Source organism: Pseudomonas sp. Root329 (assembly GCF_001424925.1).
GTDB classification, from domain to species: Bacteria; Pseudomonadota; Gammaproteobacteria; order Pseudomonadales; family Pseudomonadaceae; genus Aquipseudomonas; species Aquipseudomonas arabinosi.
The window spans coordinates 242,314-258,704 of the sequence record NZ_LMCV01000023.1 but is presented as its reverse complement, the minus strand read 5'-3'; the positions used below and the strand labels follow the sequence as shown (position 1 = coordinate 258,704).

At 58.2% G+C, this 16,391-nt stretch carries 20 protein-coding genes and 1 tRNA gene; 3 read left to right on the top strand and 18 right to left on the bottom strand.

Going from position 1 to position 16,391, the window contains the following annotated elements; translation table 11 throughout:
• Nucleotides 1–8 precede the first annotated feature (8 nt).
• The 11 genes from ndk to trmJ all read right to left on the bottom strand — a co-directional run bounded on the left by ndk (nt 9) and on the right by trmJ (nt 7,930).
• On the bottom strand, nt 9–434 hold the full coding sequence (gene ndk / locus ASC74_RS19145; protein WP_007916882.1) for a nucleoside-diphosphate kinase: 426 nt from the start codon (nt 432–434) through the stop codon (nt 9–11).
• Between the two features lie 92 nt (nt 435–526).
• Nucleotides 527–727, bottom strand: a complete 201-nt coding sequence (gene iscX, locus ASC74_RS19140; protein WP_008147746.1) for a Fe-S cluster assembly protein IscX — start codon at nt 725–727, stop codon at nt 527–529.
• A gap of 14 nt (nt 728–741) precedes the next feature.
• Nucleotides 742–1,083, bottom strand: a complete 342-nt coding sequence (gene fdx, locus ASC74_RS19135) for an ISC system 2Fe-2S type ferredoxin (RefSeq protein WP_046046032.1) — start codon at nt 1,081–1,083, stop codon at nt 742–744.
• 2 nt (nt 1,084–1,085) lie between these two features.
• A complete protein-coding gene (hscA, locus tag ASC74_RS19130; RefSeq protein ID WP_056743188.1) occupies nt 1,086–2,948 on the bottom strand; it encodes a Fe-S protein assembly chaperone HscA in 1,863 nt (620 codons plus the stop codon).
• A 51-nt stretch (nt 2,949–2,999) separates the two neighbouring features.
• Nucleotides 3,000–3,521, bottom strand: a complete 522-nt coding sequence (gene hscB, locus ASC74_RS19125; protein WP_008070981.1) for a co-chaperone HscB — start codon at nt 3,519–3,521, stop codon at nt 3,000–3,002.
• Between the two features lie 8 nt (nt 3,522–3,529).
• Nucleotides 3,530–3,853, bottom strand: a complete 324-nt coding sequence (gene iscA, locus ASC74_RS19120; protein ID WP_007903589.1) for an iron-sulfur cluster assembly protein IscA — start codon at nt 3,851–3,853, stop codon at nt 3,530–3,532.
• Between the two features lie 34 nt (nt 3,854–3,887).
• Entirely contained in the window at nt 3,888–4,274 is a 387-nt protein-coding gene (gene iscU / locus ASC74_RS19115; protein WP_003443374.1) for a Fe-S cluster assembly scaffold IscU, read from the bottom strand.
• Between the two features lie 84 nt (nt 4,275–4,358).
• Nucleotides 4,359–5,573 carry an IscS subfamily cysteine desulfurase gene (locus tag ASC74_RS19110; RefSeq protein ID WP_046046030.1) on the bottom strand — a complete coding sequence of 405 codons (1,215 nt, stop codon included), beginning with the start codon at nt 5,571–5,573 and terminating at the stop codon, nt 4,359–4,361.
• A gap of 50 nt (nt 5,574–5,623) precedes the next feature.
• Complete coding sequence (gene iscR, locus ASC74_RS19105; RefSeq protein WP_007903581.1) at nt 5,624–6,115, bottom strand: Fe-S cluster assembly transcriptional regulator IscR; 492 nt, start codon at nt 6,113–6,115, stop codon at nt 5,624–5,626.
• Nucleotides 6,116–6,380: 265 nt separating this feature from the next.
• Entirely contained in the window at nt 6,381–7,157 is a 777-nt protein-coding gene (gene cysE / locus ASC74_RS19100) for a serine O-acetyltransferase (RefSeq protein ID WP_056743187.1), read from the bottom strand.
• 2 nt (nt 7,158–7,159) lie between these two features.
• On the bottom strand, nt 7,160–7,930 hold the full coding sequence (gene trmJ, locus ASC74_RS19095; protein WP_056743185.1) for a tRNA (cytosine(32)/uridine(32)-2'-O)-methyltransferase TrmJ: 771 nt from the start codon (nt 7,928–7,930) through the stop codon (nt 7,160–7,162).
• A gap of 145 nt (nt 7,931–8,075) precedes the next feature.
• Here trmJ and suhB point away from each other — a divergent pair, with 145 nt between their 5' ends.
• Nucleotides 8,076–8,891, top strand: coding sequence for a type III secretion system regulator SuhB (gene suhB, locus ASC74_RS19090; protein ID WP_033061458.1), 816 nt, complete (start codon nt 8,076–8,078; stop codon nt 8,889–8,891).
• Nucleotides 8,892–9,144: 253 nt separating this feature from the next.
• Here suhB and ASC74_RS19085 read toward each other — a convergent pair whose 3' ends face one another.
• From ASC74_RS19085 to queA, 6 genes are all read right to left on the bottom strand, one after another.
• Nucleotides 9,145–9,696, bottom strand: a complete 552-nt coding sequence (locus ASC74_RS19085; RefSeq protein ID WP_046046026.1) for a glycine zipper 2TM domain-containing protein — start codon at nt 9,694–9,696, stop codon at nt 9,145–9,147.
• A gap of 120 nt (nt 9,697–9,816) precedes the next feature.
• Nucleotides 9,817–10,731: a protein translocase subunit SecF gene (gene secF, locus ASC74_RS19080; RefSeq protein ID WP_056743183.1), complete on the bottom strand. Its 915-nt coding sequence runs from the start codon at nt 10,729–10,731 to the stop codon at nt 9,817–9,819.
• 9 nt (nt 10,732–10,740) lie between these two features.
• Nucleotides 10,741–12,609, bottom strand: coding sequence for a protein translocase subunit SecD (gene secD / locus ASC74_RS19075; protein WP_056743181.1), 1,869 nt, complete (start codon nt 12,607–12,609; stop codon nt 10,741–10,743).
• Nucleotides 12,610–12,672: 63 nt separating this feature from the next.
• Complete coding sequence (gene yajC / locus ASC74_RS19070) at nt 12,673–13,008, bottom strand: preprotein translocase subunit YajC (protein ID WP_046046023.1); 336 nt, start codon at nt 13,006–13,008, stop codon at nt 12,673–12,675.
• Nucleotides 13,009–13,051: 43 nt separating this feature from the next.
• Complete coding sequence (tgt, locus tag ASC74_RS19065; protein ID WP_161990833.1) at nt 13,052–14,167, bottom strand: tRNA guanosine(34) transglycosylase Tgt; 1,116 nt, start codon at nt 14,165–14,167, stop codon at nt 13,052–13,054.
• 14 nt (nt 14,168–14,181) lie between these two features.
• The gene (gene queA / locus ASC74_RS19060; protein ID WP_046046021.1) at nt 14,182–15,231 is read right to left on the bottom strand and encodes a tRNA preQ1(34) S-adenosylmethionine ribosyltransferase-isomerase QueA; all 1,050 of its coding nucleotides are present in this window, start codon (nt 15,229–15,231) and stop codon (nt 14,182–14,184) included.
• Nucleotides 15,232–15,338: 107 nt separating this feature from the next.
• On the opposite strand from queA, the gene ASC74_RS19055 reads away from it, so the two are divergent.
• Both ASC74_RS19055 and ASC74_RS19050 read left to right on the top strand, forming a co-directional pair.
• A tRNA-Leu gene (locus tag ASC74_RS19055) sits at nt 15,339–15,423 on the top strand.
• A 162-nt stretch (nt 15,424–15,585) separates the two neighbouring features.
• Nucleotides 15,586–15,915 (top strand): hypothetical protein, encoded by a 330-nt coding sequence (locus ASC74_RS19050; protein WP_056743176.1) that lies wholly within the window; start codon nt 15,586–15,588, stop codon nt 15,913–15,915.
• Between the two features lie 90 nt (nt 15,916–16,005).
• On the opposite strand, the gene ASC74_RS19045 is transcribed toward ASC74_RS19050, so the two are convergent.
• Nucleotides 16,006–16,365, bottom strand: a complete 360-nt coding sequence (locus ASC74_RS19045; RefSeq protein WP_056743174.1) for a potassium channel family protein — start codon at nt 16,363–16,365, stop codon at nt 16,006–16,008.
• Nucleotides 16,366–16,391: the final 26 nt, after the last annotated feature.

Below are 16,391 nucleotides of genomic sequence, written 5' to 3'. Positions count from 1 at the left end.
GCCAATGCTTAGCGAGTGGTTACTTCAGTAGCTGCGAAGAAGTACGAGATTTCGCGAGCAGCAGCGGCTTCGGAGTCCGAACCGTGTACAGCGTTGGCGTCGATCGAATCAGCGAAGTCAGCGCGGATGGTACCGGCAGCAGCTTCTTTAGGGTTGGTAGCGCCCATCAGCTCACGGTTCAGAGCGATAGCGTTTTCGCCTTCCAGAACCTGAACGACAACCGGACCGGAGATCATGAAAGCAACCAGGTCGCCGAAGAAACCACGAGCGCTGTGCTCAGCGTAGAAGCCTTCAGCTTCAGCTTTGGACAGTTGCTTCAGTTTCGAAGCTACAACGCGCAGGCCAGCTTTTTCGAAACGAGTGGTGATCTCGCCGATAACGTTTTTTGCAACAGCGTCAGGCTTGATGATGGAGAAAGTACGTTGAACAGCCATGGTGTAACTCCAGAAACGGTAATTTGCGAAAAATTAAACCCGCGAATTATACGCGGGTTCTTTGGTATTGCCTAACTGCGTACGGCGCAGACTCAGTCTGCTTCTTCGATCCAGGCGGCCTGAATGGCTTCAAGCACCTTCTCGCCACCGCGGGTCGGATCATCACTGAACTCCGGCAATGCCAGCACCCATTTGTGCAGATCGACGAAGTTCACGTAGCGCGGGTCCACATCCGGCTTGGATTCAGCCAGCTGGATCGCGATTTCCAGCACATCAACCCATTTCAGACTCATTTCAGTTCCTTGAATCAGTGCGCCGCTTCGGCCGCATGGTTGAGCGAGTATTTCGGAATTTCGACAGTCAGGTCTTCATTTCCGACGATCGCCTGACAGCCTAGACGCGATTGCGCCTCCAGACCCCAGGCACGATCAAGAAAGTCTTCTTCCAGCTCATCCGCTTCTTCCAGCGAGTCGAAACCTTCGCGGATGATGCAGTGGCAGGTGGTGCAGGCGCAGACGCCGCCACAGGCGCTTTCCATCTCGATATGGTGTTCGTGGGCCAGTTCGAGAATGGATGTGCCAGGCTCAGCCTCCACAACCATACCTTCCGGGCAGAACTTCTCGTGTGGCAGAAAAATGACCTGCGGCATCGTTATTCCTCAATCTCATTCAGGTTGCGCCCCGCCAGCGCGGCTTTCACCGTCGAGTCCAGGCGGCGGGCAGCAAAGGCGTCGGTCACTTGCGACAGACGTTTGGTCTGCTGCTCGATGGCGTAACCATCAGTACCTTTCATCAGTTCGGTCAGTTCCTGCATCTGCAATTCGATGACCATGCGCTCTTCGGCGTCGAGCAAGCGCTCGCCATCGACATCGAGGGCGCCCTGCACCGCTTCGATCAGGCGCTGGGCATCGACCTGCTGCTCACGCAACACGCGAGCGACCTTGTCGTCGTTGGCGTGCTGGAACGAGTCTTTGAGCATCTTGGCAATTTCACCATCCGTCAGACCGTAGGACGGTTTGACCTGGATGCTGGCCTCAATGCCCGAGCCCAGCTCGCGGGCAGAAACGCTGAGCAGACCGTCGGCATCGACCTGGAAGGTCACGCGAATCTTCGCCGCACCGGCCACCATCGCCGGAATGCCGCGCAATTCGAAGCGTGCCAGGGAACGGCAGTCGCTGATCAGCTCGCGCTCACCCTGCAATACATGGATCGCCATGGCCGACTGGCCATCTTTATAAGTCGTGAAGTCCTGAGCCCGGGCGACAGGGATGGTGGTGTTGCGTGGAATCACCTTCTCCATCAGGCCGCCCATGGTTTCCAGCCCCAGGGACAACGGAATCACGTCAAGCAACAGCAGTTCATCGCCATCGCGCTTGTTGCCAGCCAGGGTATCGGCCTGGATCGCGGCACCGATGGCCACCACTTGATCCGGATCGATTTCAGTCAGCGGTTCGCGGCCGAAGGCTTCAGCGACGGCTTCACGGACGCGAGGCACACGGGTCGAACCGCCGACCATGACCACGGCATGCACTTCGTCCAACTCGATGCCGGAATCACGCACAGCGCGGCGACAGGCTTTCAGGCTGCGAGCAACCATCGGCTCGATCAGCGCATTGAAGGCTTCCCGGGTCAGCTCGGCTTTCCAGTCGCCATAAGCGACTTCAACGGTCGAGGTATTGGTCAGGGCTTCTTTGGCCGCACAAGCGGTTTGCAGCAGATGGCGTTGCGCACCCGGATCGAGGTCGGCGGACAGACCGGCGCTCTCGATGATCCAGCCAGCAATTGCGTGATCAAAGTCATCGCCGCCCAGCGCGCTGTCGCCGCCAGTAGCCAAAACCTCAAACACACCGCCGGTCAGGCGCAGAATCGAAATATCAAAGGTGCCGCCACCCAAGTCATAAATAGCGACCAGGCCTTCAGCGTGCTGATCCAGACCGTAAGCTACAGCGGCGGCGGTCGGCTCATTGAGCAGACGCAGCACGTTCAGACCGGCCAATTTGGCCGCATCCTTGGTGGCTTGACGCTGAGCATCGTCGAAATAGGCCGGAACGGTGATCACCGCACCTACCAGTTCGCCACCCAATGTCGCTTCGGCGCGCTGACGCAGCACTTTCAGGATATCGGCGGAGACTTCGACCGGGCTTTTCGGGCCCTGAATCGTGTCGATGAACGGCATGTGCGACTCGCCGCCGACAAAGCGGTACGGCAGTTGATCGCCCAATTGCTTGACGTCGGACAGACCACGACCCATCAAGCGCTTGACCGACAGCACGGTGTTCAAAGGGTCGGTAGCGGCGGCCAGCTTGGCCGACTCGCCGACCTCAACACGATCGGCGTGGTAGCGCACGGCAGACGGCAGAATGACCTGCCCGTCAGCGTCAGCCAGAGGTTCGGAAAGACCACTGCGCAACGCAGCGACCAGCGAATTGGTAGTGCCCAAGTCGATCCCCACAGCCAGACGACGCTGGTGCGGTTGAGGACTTTGGCCGGGTTCGGCGATCTGCAGTAGGGCCATCGTTATCAGGACTTATCTGTATATCAGGCGTGCGACCGGAGCGGCACTGGGTTAATCGTCGAGGCGCTCTTCTAACTGGCGCACTTCGTAGGTGAGCTTGTCGAGGAACTGCATGCGCCGCATCAGGCGTTCGGCCTGTTCACGTTGCGCGGCATCATCCCAACAGGCTGCGAAGCTTTCGTTCAGTTCATCCTGCGCAGTCTTCAGGCGACGCTTGAACACTGCAACACCCGCCAGGTCGGCGCTGTCTTGCAGGTCTTCGAGCTCTTCACGCAGCTCCATCTGCTGCAGAAGAAACTCCGGATCATGCACCGTGACCTCCAGCGGCAGCTCGCGACCGCCCATGGCGAGCAAGTAACGCGCGCGCTTTGGGGGACTTTTGAGCGTCTGGTAGGCCTCGTTGAGGCTCGCGGATTGCTCTAGCGCCAGCCGCTGCTCGCGCTCGGAAGCGTCTGCAAAGCGGTCCGGATGAACACCGCGCGCCAACTCACGATAGCGCGTGGCCAACTGATCGAGATCCAGACGGAAGCTCGGTTTCAGCTCAAATAAAGCGAAATGACAAGGAGTACCCACGCGCAGCCTCAGATGTTGAAGCTTTCGCCGCAGCCACATTCACCGCGCACGTTGGGGTTGTTGAACTTGAAGCCTTCGTTCAACCCTTCCTTGACGAAATCGAGTTCGGTGCCGTCCAGGTAGGCCAGGCTTTTCGGGTCGATGATCACTTTCTCGCCGTGACTTTCGAACACCTGATCCTCTGCAACCACCTCGTCGACAAACTCCAGCACGTAGGCAAGGCCGGAACAGCCCGTGGTGCGAACACCCAGACGAATCCCTTCACCTTTGCCGCGCCCGTTGAGGGAGCGTCGCACGTGTTGAGCAGCCGCTTCTGTCATGCTGATAGCCATCGGTGACTCCTTACTCGTCGCCAAAACTTGAAAGTCAGATCAAGCCTTTCTTCTGCTTGTAGTCGCGAACGGCCGCTTTGATAGCGTCTTCAGCAAGTACGGAGCAGTGAATTTTTACTGGCGGCAGAGCCAGTTCTTCAGCCAGCTGAGTGTTTTTGATGGTCTCTGCTTCATCCAGAGTCTTGCCTTTCATCCACTCGGTCGCCAGGGAGCTGGAGGCGATAGCCGAACCGCAACCGTAGGTCTTGAACTTGGCGTCTTCGATGATGCCTTGCTCGTTAACCTTGATCTGCAGACGCATCACGTCGCCGCACGCTGGGGCGCCGACCATGCCGGTGCCGACATCAGGGTCTTCCGCGTCCATCTTGCCGACGTTGCGCGGGTTCTCGTAGTGGTCGATGACCTTTTCGCTGTAAGCCATGATTCTTAATCCTCACTCATCAGAGAGTCGCTCTTAAGCCCTGAAAACCTGCGTCTTACAGGGCCGGTTTGCGGCGACTTGAAATCAGTGTGCCGCCCACTCGATTTTCGAAATGTCGACACCGTCTTTGTACATGTCCCACAGCGGCGACAGAGTGCGCAGCTTGGTAACGGCCTCGCAGACTTTCTGCGCGGCGTAGTCGATCTCTTCTTCGGTGGTGAAACGGCCGAAGGTGAAGCGAATCGAGCTGTGTGCCAGTTCGTCGTTGCGGCCCAGGGCGCGCAGTACGTACGAAGGCTCAAGGGAAGCCGAGGTGCAGGCCGAACCGGACGAAACCGCCAGATCCTTGAGCGCCATGATCAGCGACTCGCCTTCAACGTAGTTGAAGCTCAGGTTCAGGTTGTGCGGAACGCGAGCGGTCATGCTGCCGTTGATGTACAGCTCTTCCAGGCCTTCGACCTGCTTGAAGAAACGGTCGCTCAAGGCCTTGATGCGGATGTTCTCGGCAACCATGTCTTCCTTGGCCACGCGGAAGGCTTCGCCCATGCCGACGATCTGGTGGGTCGCCAGGGTGCCCGAACGCATACCGCGTTCGTGACCGCCGCCGTGCATGGTCGCTTCGATGCGAACACGCGGCTTGCGGCTCACGTACAGTGCGCCGATGCCTTTAGGGCCGTAGGTTTTGTGGGCAGAGAACGACATCATGTCGACTTTCAGCTTCGACAGGTCGATATCGACCTTGCCGGTGGACTGAGCAGCGTCAACGTGGAACAGGATGCCCTTGGAGCGGGTCAGTTCGCCGATGGCTTCGATGTCGTTGATGGTGCCGATCTCGTTGTTCACGTGCATGACCGAAACCAGGATGGTGTCGTCGCGCAGGGCAGCTTCGATCATCTCTGGAGTGACCAGACCATCAGTGCGAGGCTCGATGTAGGTAACTTCGAAGCCTTCACGCTCCAGTTGGCGCATGGTGTCGAGGACAGCCTTGTGCTCAATCTTGGTGGTGATCAGGTGTTTGCCTTTGGTGGCATAGAAATGCGCCGCACCCTTGATTGCCAGGTTGTCGGACTCGGTGGCACCGGAGGTCCAGACGATTTCACGCGGGTCGGCGTTGACCAGGTCAGCGACCTGACGACGAGCGTTTTCGACGGACTCTTCAGCTTTCCAGCCGAACACGTGGGAACGGGACGCCGGGTTACCGAAGTTTCCGTCAACCAGCAGGCACTCACTCATCTTTTGCGCTACACGCGGATCAACCGGGGTGGTCGCAGAGTAATCAAGGTAAATCGGCAATTTCATGGACTATCTCCTAAATCAGGCTGGCTGGCGTGCCGCTAGCTCTTTGGCTGTCATTCGACGGCGGACGCTTCAATCTTGTCCAGGCGCGGCGCTTTGCTGTTGCAACGGCGCTGATCCTGACGCTGGGCTACTTCTTGTACCTCACGGCGAGTGACAAGGTCAGCCAAGCTGATACCGCTGAGAAATTCGTGAATCTGCAGGCTCAGATCGCACCACAAGTGGTGGGTCAGACAGGTGTCGCCTTGATGGCAATCGCCTTGGCCCTGGCATTTGGTGGCATCGACCGATTCGTTCACCGCATCGATCACCTGAGCAACCTGGATACCCTGCATGTCGCGCGACAGCTGATAGCCGCCGCCTGGACCACGGACGCTGGACACCAGATTGCTGCGGCGCAATTTGGCGAAGAGCTGTTCGAGGTAGGACAGGGAGATGCCTTGGCGCTCGGAGATATCGGCCAGGGACACCGGCCCGTGCTGCGCGTGCAACGCCAGGTCAAGCATGGCAGTCACGGCGTATCGGCCTTTTGTAGTCAGTCGCATGGACAATTACCACGGAGTTCGGAATGGGGCGAGTATGCAATTCCCGAGTATTTAAGTCAACTATAAGACCTAGTACTTTAGTCAGGATTACCCGCAAAAGAGCGGGCGCATCATAGCAAAGGCTGACCGTGTATCACCAGCAAATGCGCGTCATCGTTCTTCGCGAGCAAGCCCGCTCCCACATTTGATCTGTGCCGAACACAAATCCGTGCCCGCTGAAGATCTAATGTGAGAGCGGGCTTGCTCGCGAAGAGGTCGGTGCGGTTTAACTGGCCTTGCTTTCATCCTTATCCTTGACACAGGCGAAGTCTTCTTCGCGCAGCTCAGGCAGATCTTTCGCACAGTAATTACTGCCCAGATCCTTCAGCGCCCCGCACATACCCTCCAGACGCCCATCAACTGCCTGCAGATGATCGAGCAACTGATTGATGGCCCGCGCCACCGGGTCCGGCATGTCTTCGCCAACACCGTAGGCGTCAAAACCGATCTTCTCGGCCATGGCCTTGCGTTTGGCGTCCTGCTCTTCATCGGGCTTGACGATGATCCGACCCGGAATCCCGACTACTGTCGCACCCGCCGGAACCGCCTTGGTGACCACGGCATTGGAGCCGACCTTGGCTCCGGCGCCGACCGTAAACGGACCCAGTACCTTGGCCCCCGCCCCGACCACCACGCCATCTTCAAGCGTCGGGTGACGCTTACCCTTGTTCCAACTGGTGCCACCCAGGGTCACGCCCTGATAAAGGGTGACGTCATTGCCGATCTCAGCAGTCTCGCCGATGACGATGCCCATGCCATGGTCAATAAAGAAGCGACGACCGACCTTGGCACCCGGATGAATCTCAATCCCGGTCAACCAGCGACCGAAGTTCGAGACCAGTCGCGCCAGCCACTTCCAGCCCATGCCCCACAGGGCTGACGACAGGCGATGGATCCAAATGGCGTGCATGCCCGGGTAGCACGTCAGAACTTCAAAGGCGTTGCGCGCTGCCGGATCACGATGGAAAACACTCTGGATATCTTCACGCAAACGCTCGAACATTTTTAATCCTTCCGCTTAAGAAGCTCGCCACGGGCCGCTTTCTGGGTTTCCGTGAGGATGCCACGCAATATATTCATTTCCGCCCGGCTGACCGAGCTGCGTCCGTACAACCGGCGCAGGCGCGCCATCAAGTGCCGCGGCTTTTCCGGATCGAGAAATTCAATGGCCACCAGGGTTTGCTCCAGGTGCTCATAGAATCGCTCCAGCTCATCCATGGTCGCCAGCTCACCACTTTTGGTGGACGCCACTTCATCCTTCTCGACCTTGCTCGGCTGACCCTGGGCCGCGAGCCAGGACATACGCACTTCATAGCTCAACACCTGCACCGCCGCCCCAAGGTTCAGCGAGCTGAACTCAGGGTCTGATGGGATGTGCACGTGATAATGACATCGCTGCAGCTCCTCATTGGTCAGGCCGGAATCTTCACGACCGAAGACCAAGGCAATCTCGGCACCCTGCGCTGCCTCCTCGACCACTTTCACGCCGCATTCGCGGGGATCGAGCAACGGCCAGGGAATGCGACGGTCACGGGCGCTGGTGCCAAGCACCAGATTGCAGCCGACCAAGGCATCTTCCAAGGTGGCGACGACTTGCGCGTTTTCAAGGATGTCACCGGCACCGGAAGCACGAGCATCGGCTTCGTGATGCGGGAACAACCGCGGTTCGACCAGCACCAGCCGCGACAGGCCCATGTTCTTCATGGCACGCGCAGCCCCGCCGATATTCCCGGGATGGCTGGTATTGACCAGGACGACACGAATGTTTTGCAGCAAGGGAGGCGCTCTCGAACACTTTAATGGGAGCAGAATCTTACAGCTCAACCTACCGTTAAGCTATGAAAGCGAACACTGACCTTCACCTGTAGAAAAGTTCTGATAGAATGCCCGGCTTTCTTTAACAACCTTAGGTGACACATCCATGCAGCCCATGCTGAATATCGCGCTGCGCGCCGCCCGCAGCGCCAGTGAATTGATCTTCCGCTCCATCGAGCGCCTGGATACCATCAAGGTCGACGAAAAAGACGCCAAGGATTACGTATCCGAGGTGGATCGCGCCGCCGAACAGAAAATCATCGACGCGCTGCGCAAGGCCTACCCCACCCACGGCATTCTCGGTGAAGAAACCGGCATGCACCCGGGTAGCGGCGAAGGCGAAGACTACCTGTGGATCATCGACCCACTGGACGGCACCACCAACTTCCTGCGCGGCATTCCTCACTTCGCCGTCAGCATTGCCTGCAAATACCGCGGTCGCCTGGAACACGCTGTTGTTCTGGACCCGGTTCGCCAGGAAGAATTCACCGCCAGCCGTGGTCGCGGCGCCCAACTGAACGGTCGTCGTCTGCGCGTCAGCGGCCGCACCAGCCTGGACGGCGCCCTGCTGGGTACCGGCTTCCCGTTCCGCGATGACCAGATGGACAACCTCGACAACTACCTGGGCATGTTCCGCGCCCTGGTTGGCCAGACTGCCGGCATCCGCCGCGCTGGCTCGGCGAGCCTGGATCTGGCTTACGTAGCGGCCGGCCGTTTCGACGCATTCTGGGAGTCGGGCCTGTCCGAGTGGGACATGGCTGCAGGCGCACTGCTGATCCAGGAAGCAGGCGGCCTGGTGAGCGACTTCACCGGCGGTCACGACTTCCTTGAGAAAGGCCACGTCGTTGCCGGTAACACCAAATGCTTCAAGGCAGTTCTGACGGCCATCCAGCCGCACCTGCCGGCCTCGCTGAAGCGCTAAGCTTCCCGCGACAGAAAAAGCACCCTTCGGGGTGCTTTTTTTATGCCCGAAATTTGTGCCTCACCACCAACCCCTTGTGGGAGCGGGCTTGCTCGCGAACGCGGTCTAACATTCAGCATTTATAGCGAATGACACACCGCTTTCGCGAGCAAGCCCGCTCCCACATTGGGTTTTGGGTGTTTCCGAGACCGGATTTCAGGCACAAAAAAAGCACCCCAAAGGGTGCTTCTTTTTGAATCTCAAACCTGAGTATTTAGCGATTCTCTTCGTTCTGCCCCAGGATCAGCTTGCCTTCCTTGTCGACCGGAATCTGGTTGCCCGGATCACGATCCATCCGCACTTTGCCTTCCTTGCCGTCCAGCGAATAACGGACGTCGTAACCTACAACCTTGTCACTGATGTCATTCACGGTATTACACCGCGTCTGAGTCGTGGTGTAGGTGTCGCGCTCCTGCATACCTTCCTGAACCTTGTTGCCGGCGTAACCACCACCGACAGCGCCTGCAACCGTAGCAATCTTCTTGCCGGTGCCGCCGCCGATCTGATTACCCAGCAGACCACCTGCCAACGCACCGACCACGGTACCGGCGATCTGATGTTGATCTTTCACCGGCGCTTGCCGGGTTACTGCAACGTCCTTGCATACTTCACGTGGTGTCTTGATTTGTGTCTTGACCGGCTCAACGGCCAGAACTTGCGCATACTCAGGGCCGCTTTTTTTGACCAGGCTGTAGGTGGCAACAGCACCCCCGGCCGTCACACCAACAGCACCCAATACTGCACCAACCAGCATCGACTTGTTCACATGAACCTCCTGACCATCACATGCGGGACATGCCCGCGCTTCTCCCAGCCTTGGAGCATAAAAAAAGGCGCGAGTTCAACACTCGCGCCTTTTCGGTCGACAGCTGGAAAACGATAGCCGTTATGGGCGGTCGTCGACTTCCTTATCGGTAGCCACTGCAGGAATCAGATCCTCAGTGCTCAGGTTCAGCCAGATCAGCACGACGTTGGCGATGTAGATCGACGAGTAAGTACCCGCCAACACACCGATAAACAGCGCGATGGAGAAGCCGAACAGGTTGTCGCCACCAAAGAACAACAGGGCCGCGATCGCCAGCAACGTGGAGATCGACGTTGCCATGGTCCGCAGCAGGGTCTGGGTAGTCGAGATGTTGATGTTCTCGATCAAGGACGCCTTGCGCAGCACACGGAAGTTCTCACGAACCCGGTCGAATACCACGATGGTGTCGTTGAGCGAGTAACCAATGATCGCCAGTACCGCCGCCAACACCGTCAGGTCGAAGGTGATCTGGAAGAACGACAGGATACCGATGGTCACGATCACGTCGTGGATCAGCGAAACGATGGCACCGACCGCAAACTTCCACTGAAAGCGGAAAGCCAGGTAGATCAGGATGCCGCCCAGCGCCATCAGCATGCCGAGGCCGCCCTGGTCGCGCAGCTCTTCACCGACCTGCGGGCCGACGAACTCGACGCGTTTGACCGTCGCCGGGTTGTCGCCGCCGACTTTCAGCAGCGCTTCTGCCACTTGATGACCCAGCTGCGGGTCTTCACCCGGCATACGCACCAGCAAATCGGTAGTCGCACCGAAGCTCTGCACGATGGCCTCGTGATAACCGGATGTAACCAGCTGCTCACGCACCTTGGTGACATCGGCCGGACGCTCGTAGGTCAGCTCGATGAGCGTACCGCCGGTGAAGTCCAGGCCCCAGTTCATGCCCTTGGTAGCGACGCTGAACAAAGCCAGCGCGGTAAGGAACAATGTGACGCCGAACGCAAAGTTGCGAACGCCCATGAAGTTGATTGTACGTAACATGGCAGCCCCTTAAATCCACAACTTCTTGAAGTCACGACCGCCGAAGATCAGGTTGACCATCGCGCGGGTCACCATGATGGCCGTGAACATCGAGGTAAAGATCCCGAGGGACATGGTCACTGCGAAACCTTTGACCGGGCCGGTGCCCATCGCAAAGAGAATCCCGCCGACCAACAAGGTTGTCAGGTTGGCGTCGAGAATCGCGGTGAATGCCCGGCCGAAGCCTTCGTTGATTGCCCGTTGTACGGTCATGCCCGCCGCGATCTCTTCACGAATCCGCGAGAAAATCAGAACGTTGGCGTCGACCGCCATACCCATGGTCAATACGATACCGGCGATACCCGGCAGGGTCAGCGTTGCACCCAGCAGCGACATCAAGGCCAGCAGCAGCACCATGTTCACCGCCAGCGCGACGGTGGCGATGATGCCGAAGAAACGGTAGATGGCCATGATGAACAGCGAGACAAACAGCATGCCCCACAGCGATGCATCGATACCCTTGACGATGTTGTCGGCACCCAGGCTCGGGCCAATGGTGCGCTCTTCAGCGAAGTACATCGGTGCAGCCAGACCACCGGCACGCAGCAGCAGCGCCAGTTCGGACGACTCGCCCTGACCGTTCAGGCCAGTGATGCGGAACTGAGCACCCAGCGGCGACTGAATGGTCGCCAGGCTGATGATCTTCTTCTCTTCCTTGAACGTCTGAACCGGCACGTCTTTCTCGACGCCGTTAACCACTTGCTTGACGTAAGTCGTAACCGGACGCTGCTCGATAAAGATCACCGCCATGCTGCGACCGACGTTGCTGCGAGTCGCACGACTCATCAGCTCGCCACCGTGGCCATCCAGACGGATGTTCACTTCTGGTGTGCCGTGCTCGCCGAAGCCAGCCTTGGCGTCAGTCACCTGGTCGCCAGTGATGATCAGGCCACGCTCGATCTGTGCTGGCGGACGCTTGCCTTCACGGAACTCGAAGGTTTCGGAAGTGGCTTTCGAAGCGCCAGGCTCAGCGGCCAGACGGAACTCAAGGTTGGCCGTCTTGCCGAGGATACGCTTGGCTTCGGCGGTGTCCTGCACGCCTGGCAGCTCAACCACGATGCGGTTGGCGCCCTGACGCTGGACGATTGGCTCGGCAACACCCAGCTCGTTGACGCGGTTACGTACCGTGGTCAAGTTCTGCTTGATGGAGTATTCACGGATTTCCGCCAGCTTGGCCGGGGTCATCGCCAGACGCAGCACCGGTTGGCCATTGAGGTCGGCCGGAACAATGTCGAAATCGTTGAAGCTCTTGCGGATCAGCGTACGGGCTTGTTCGCGGGCTGCTTCATCAGTGAAGCCCAGCTGAATGGCACCGTTGAGTTGCGGCAGGCTGCGATAGCGCAGTTTCTCTTTACGCAACAGGCTCTTGACGTCGCCTTCGTAGACTTTCAGGCGCGCATCGAGCGCTTTGTCCATGTCCACTTCGAGCAGGAAGTGCACACCACCGGACAAGTCCAGACCCAGCTTCATCGGGTGCGCGGCCAGGCTGCGCAGCCATTGCGGGGTGGTTTGTGCCAGGTTCAGTGCAACGACGTAGTCATCACCCAATGCCTTGCGCACGACGTCCTTGGCAGGTAGCTGATCTTCAGCCTTGGTCAGACGAATCAAACCGCCCTTGCCGTTTGCTGCCAGGGTGGCAGCCTTGACGTTGATCCCGGATTCCTTGAGCGCTGCGCTCACACGATCCAGATCAGCCTGATTGACTTGCAGCGCAGTGCTTGCACCGCTGACCTGAATGGCCGGGTCATCAGGATATAGATTGGGAGCGGAATAAATCAGACCGACCGCCAGCACCGCCAGGATCAGAATGTATTTCCACAGAGGGTATTTGTTCAGCATCACGCCGCCCGCTTATGACGCGGGGCGCCTTGCGCGCCCCGTCGATTGAGTAGAAGTTGAAACTTAGATCGCTTTCAGCGTGCCTTTTGGCAGCGTGGCGGCGATGGCGCCTTTCTGGAATTTCATTTCGATGGTGTCGGAAACTTCCAGAACAACGAAATCGTCTGCCACTTTAGTGATCTTGCCGGCGATACCACCGGTGGTCACAACTTCGTCGCCTTTCTGCAGGCTGCCCAGCAGGTTCTTCTGCTCTTTGGCGCGCTTGGCCTGTGGACGCCAGATCATCAGGTAGAAGATGACCAGGAAACCGACCAGGAAAATCCACTCAAAGCCGCCGCCCATTGGGCCTGCAGCAGGTGCAGCAGCGTCAGCCATGGCGTTAGAGATAAAAAAGCTCATTTAGCACTCCAGTTGCAAATGTTGAATCTTGGGGTCAGAAAACTCAGTCCAAAGGCGGAACAGGTAACCCGCGTTTGGCGTAGAAGGCATCGACAAAGGCGGCCAATGTACCCTGTTGAATAGCCTCGCGCAAACCAGCCATAAGCACCTGGTAATGGCGCAAATTGTGGATGGTATTCAACATGCTACCCAGCATTTCGCCACACTTGTCCAGATGGTGCAGATAAGCACGGGAGAAGTTCTGGCAGGTGTAGCAATCGCAGGTCGGATCCAGCGGCGAATCATCATGGCGATGGAACGCGTTACGGATCTTCAGCACGCCTGTATCAATGAACAGATGCCCATTGCGGGCATTACGGGTTGGCATCACGCAATCGAACATGTCCACACCGCGGCGCACACCCTCAACCAGATCTTCCGGTTTGCCAACGCCCATAAGGTAACGAGGTTTGTCAGCCGGCATCTGACCCGGCAGGTAGTCGAGCACCTTGATCATCTCGTGTTTCGGCTCGCCCACCGACAGACCGCCAATAGCCAGACCGTCGAAGCCGATATTGTCGAGACCTTCCAGGGAGCGCATGCGCAGATCCTGGTGCATACCGCCCTGAACAATGCCGAACAACGCCGCCGTGTTGTCGCCATGAGCTTCTTTCGAACGCTTGGCCCAACGCAACGACAGCTCCATCGATACCCGCGCGACGTCTTCGTCAGCCGGGTACGGGGTGCATTCGTCGAAAATCATCACGATGTCCGAGCCCAGATCGCGCTGGACCTGCATCGACTCTTCCGGGCCCATGAACACTTTGGCGCCGTCAACAGGAGAGGCGAAGGTCACGCCCTCCTCCTTGATCTTGCGCATCGCGCCCAGGCTGAACACCTGGAAACCGCCTGAGTCTGTAAGAATCGGGCCTTTCCACTGCATGAAATCGTGCAGATCGCCGTGCTTCTTGATCACTTCGGTGCCAGGACGCAGCCACAAGTGGAAGGTGTTACCCAGAATGATTTCCGCGCCCGTGGCGGTGATATCCCGCGGCAACATGCCCTTGACCGTGCCGTACGTGCCCACCGGCATGAACGCCGGGGTCTCGACGGTACCGCGCGGGAAGGTCAAACGACCGCGACGAGCCTTGCCGTCGGTGGCAAGAAGCTCAAAAGACATGCGACTGGTGCGACTCATTCTGTTTCCTCAGGGCCACGTGGTGCGGGATTACGGGTGATAAACATCGCATCACCGTAGCTGAAAAAGCGGTAACCATGCTCGACGGCGGCTTTATAAGCGGCCATGGCTTCGGGATAACCGGCGAACGCCGAAACCAGCATCAACAGCGTGGATTCGGGCAAATGGAAGTTGGTGACCAGGGCATCGACCACATGAAACGGCCGGCCCGGGTAGATAAAGATGTCGGTGTCGCCACTGAACGGCTTGAGCACGCCATCGCGCGCGGCACTTTCCAGGGATCGCACGCTGGTCGTCCCCACCGCCACCACGCGACCACCGCGAGCGCGGCAGGCTTCGACGGCATCGACCACGTCCTGACCGACTTCCAGCCACTCGCTGTGCATGTGGTGGTCTTCAATCTTCTCGACGCGCACCGGCTGGAACGTGCCCGCGCCGACGTGCAAGGTCACGAATGCGGTCTCGACGCCCTTGGCGGCAATCGCCTCCATCAGCGGCTGATCGAAATGCAGCCCCGCCGTCGGCGCCGCTACCGCGCCCAAACGTTCGGCGTAGACAGTCTGATAACGCTCGCGGTCCGAGCCTTCATCCGGACGGTCTATATAAGGAGGCAACGGCATGTGACCGACGCGATCAAGCAGCGGCAACACCTCTTCGGCGAACCCCAACTCAAACAACGCATCGTGACGCGCCAGCATCTCGGCTTCGCCACCGCCATCGATCAGGATCTTCGAACCCGGCTTCGGCGACTTGCTGGAGCGCACATGGGCCAGCACGCGATGACTGTCGAGCACCCGCTCCACCAGGATTTCCAGCTTGCCGCCGGAAGCCTTCTGGCCAAACAGCCGCGCCGGAATCACCCGGGTATTGTTGAACACCATCAAATCGCCCGGGCGCAAATGCTCGAGCAAATCAGTGAATTGACGGTGCGCCAGGGCGCCGCTGACCCCATCAAGGGTCAACAGGCGACTGTTGCGACGCTCGGCCAAAGGATGGCGAGCGATCAGCGAATCAGGGAGTTCGAAAGTAAAGTCAGCAACGCGCATGATGGGGTTCGTCTAGCAGGGGCCGGAAGTCTAGCCGAAATAGTGAAAATTCTCTATGTACCTGATTGACCGACGGTAATCTCATCTCTATACTTCGCCGCCATTGAGCCCTGATGGCGGAATTGGTAGACGCGGCGGATTCAAAATCCGTTTTCGCAAGAAGTGGGAGTTCGAGTCTCCCTCGGGGCACCAAAATTAAGAAAGGTCTTGCTTTGCAAGGCCTTTTTTTTCGCCTAAAGAAAAGTGAGCTAACCCCGCTGCCCTGTAGGAGCTGCCGAAGGCTGCGATCTTTTGATTTTGTCTTTTCGGTGCTACAGCTCCAAACCGCTCGCTAACGAATCAAGGATTCACACAATGGAATTGCCACTGGAAACCGTTGCCCTTTTCGCCCTCAAGCTGGCTTATGAGCGGGAAGGAGAAAGTCCGATTCTGCGGGATGATCCGATCATGAGTGATTATGAGCGGGAGGTGTTTGGGTTGCTGGTGCGCAGGGGCGATATCGACGCGATCCAGTTTAGAGTGGCGCACTGTTTGGGTTTGGCGATGGAAGCTTTAGGCGGTGCTGAAACGCCACTTGGACGTGAGCTGAACAGGTTGGCAGTTGATTTCAGCAATGCGCGGACGATGGAGCATCTTGATGCCCCGCTCATCGCGCTTAAGGATTACTTGAAAGATATTCAGTGAATGATCGGGTTAGGGCAAGTTTGGCCCCCCTTTTACACCGACTGGTACTGGGTAGGGCTTTGGCTGATATGGAAATGCGCCAGCATGACTTCACGCCGTCGGCTTATCCGGCTCTTCCTGCCCCGCCGCCCGCACTGCAACCTCAATCGCCCGAACACTGATCGCCGCAAATATCGCTGTCATCAGCACCCCGTTGAACCCCAGAAAAATCGCCAGAACCCGCGAGACGCCAAGTTTCGGCACGAGTTCTCCATAGCCAATGGTCAAACCGGTCACGAAGCCGAAATAGATGCCGTCAAAAGGATCCCAGCCCTCCAGATAGCTGATGATGAGGCCGAACAGCACGATCAGAAAAAGCAGTATGGAAAAGATCGGCCAGACAACGCGAAAGTAGAACCCGACTGCTTTGTAGAATTCTCGACGGACGTGCGATGCATGAGTGGGCTTCATGTCATGGGCTTCCTGAGGTTTGCCTG

Bases quoted from the DNA above. Each gene is read 5' to 3' on its own strand.
- ndk (WP_007916882.1), bottom strand. From the start codon at position 434: ATGGCTGTTCAACGTACTTTCTCCATCATCAAGCCTGACGCTGTTGCA.
- iscX (WP_008147746.1), bottom strand. From the start codon at position 727: ATGAGTCTGAAATGGGTTGATGTGCTGGAAATCGCGATCCAGCTGGCT.
- fdx (WP_046046032.1), bottom strand. From the start codon at position 1,083: ATGCCGCAGGTCATTTTTCTGCCACACGAGAAGTTCTGCCCGGAAGGT.
- hscA (WP_056743188.1), bottom strand. From the start codon at position 2,948: ATGGCCCTACTGCAGATCGCCGAACCCGGCCAAAGTCCTCAACCGCAC.
- iscA (WP_007903589.1), bottom strand. From the start codon at position 3,853: ATGGCTATCAGCATGACAGAAGCGGCTGCTCAACACGTGCGACGCTCC.
- iscU (WP_003443374.1), bottom strand. From the start codon at position 4,274: ATGGCTTACAGCGAAAAGGTCATCGACCACTACGAGAACCCGCGCAAC.
- ASC74_RS19110 (WP_046046030.1), bottom strand. From the start codon at position 5,573: ATGAAATTGCCGATTTACCTTGATTACTCTGCGACCACCCCGGTTGAT.
- iscR (WP_007903581.1), bottom strand. From the start codon at position 6,115: ATGCGACTGACTACAAAAGGCCGATACGCCGTGACTGCCATGCTTGAC.
- cysE (WP_056743187.1), bottom strand. From the start codon at position 7,157: ATGTTCGAGCGTTTGCGTGAAGATATCCAGAGTGTTTTCCATCGTGAT.
- suhB (WP_033061458.1), top strand. From the start codon at position 8,076: ATGCAGCCCATGCTGAATATCGCGCTGCGCGCCGCCCGCAGCGCCAGT.
- secF (WP_056743183.1), bottom strand. From the start codon at position 10,731: ATGTTACGTACAATCAACTTCATGGGCGTTCGCAACTTTGCGTTCGGC.
- secD (WP_056743181.1), bottom strand. From the start codon at position 12,609: ATGCTGAACAAATACCCTCTGTGGAAATACATTCTGATCCTGGCGGTG.
- yajC (WP_046046023.1), bottom strand. From the start codon at position 13,008: ATGAGCTTTTTTATCTCTAACGCCATGGCTGACGCTGCTGCACCTGCT.
- tgt (WP_161990833.1), bottom strand. From the start codon at position 14,167: ATGTCTTTTGAGCTTCTTGCCACCGACGGCAAGGCTCGTCGCGGTCGT.
- queA (WP_046046021.1), bottom strand. From the start codon at position 15,231: ATGCGCGTTGCTGACTTTACTTTCGAACTCCCTGATTCGCTGATCGCT.
- ASC74_RS19050 (WP_056743176.1), top strand. From the start codon at position 15,586: ATGGAATTGCCACTGGAAACCGTTGCCCTTTTCGCCCTCAAGCTGGCT.
- ASC74_RS19045 (WP_056743174.1), bottom strand. From the start codon at position 16,365: ATGAAGCCCACTCATGCATCGCACGTCCGTCGAGAATTCTACAAAGCA.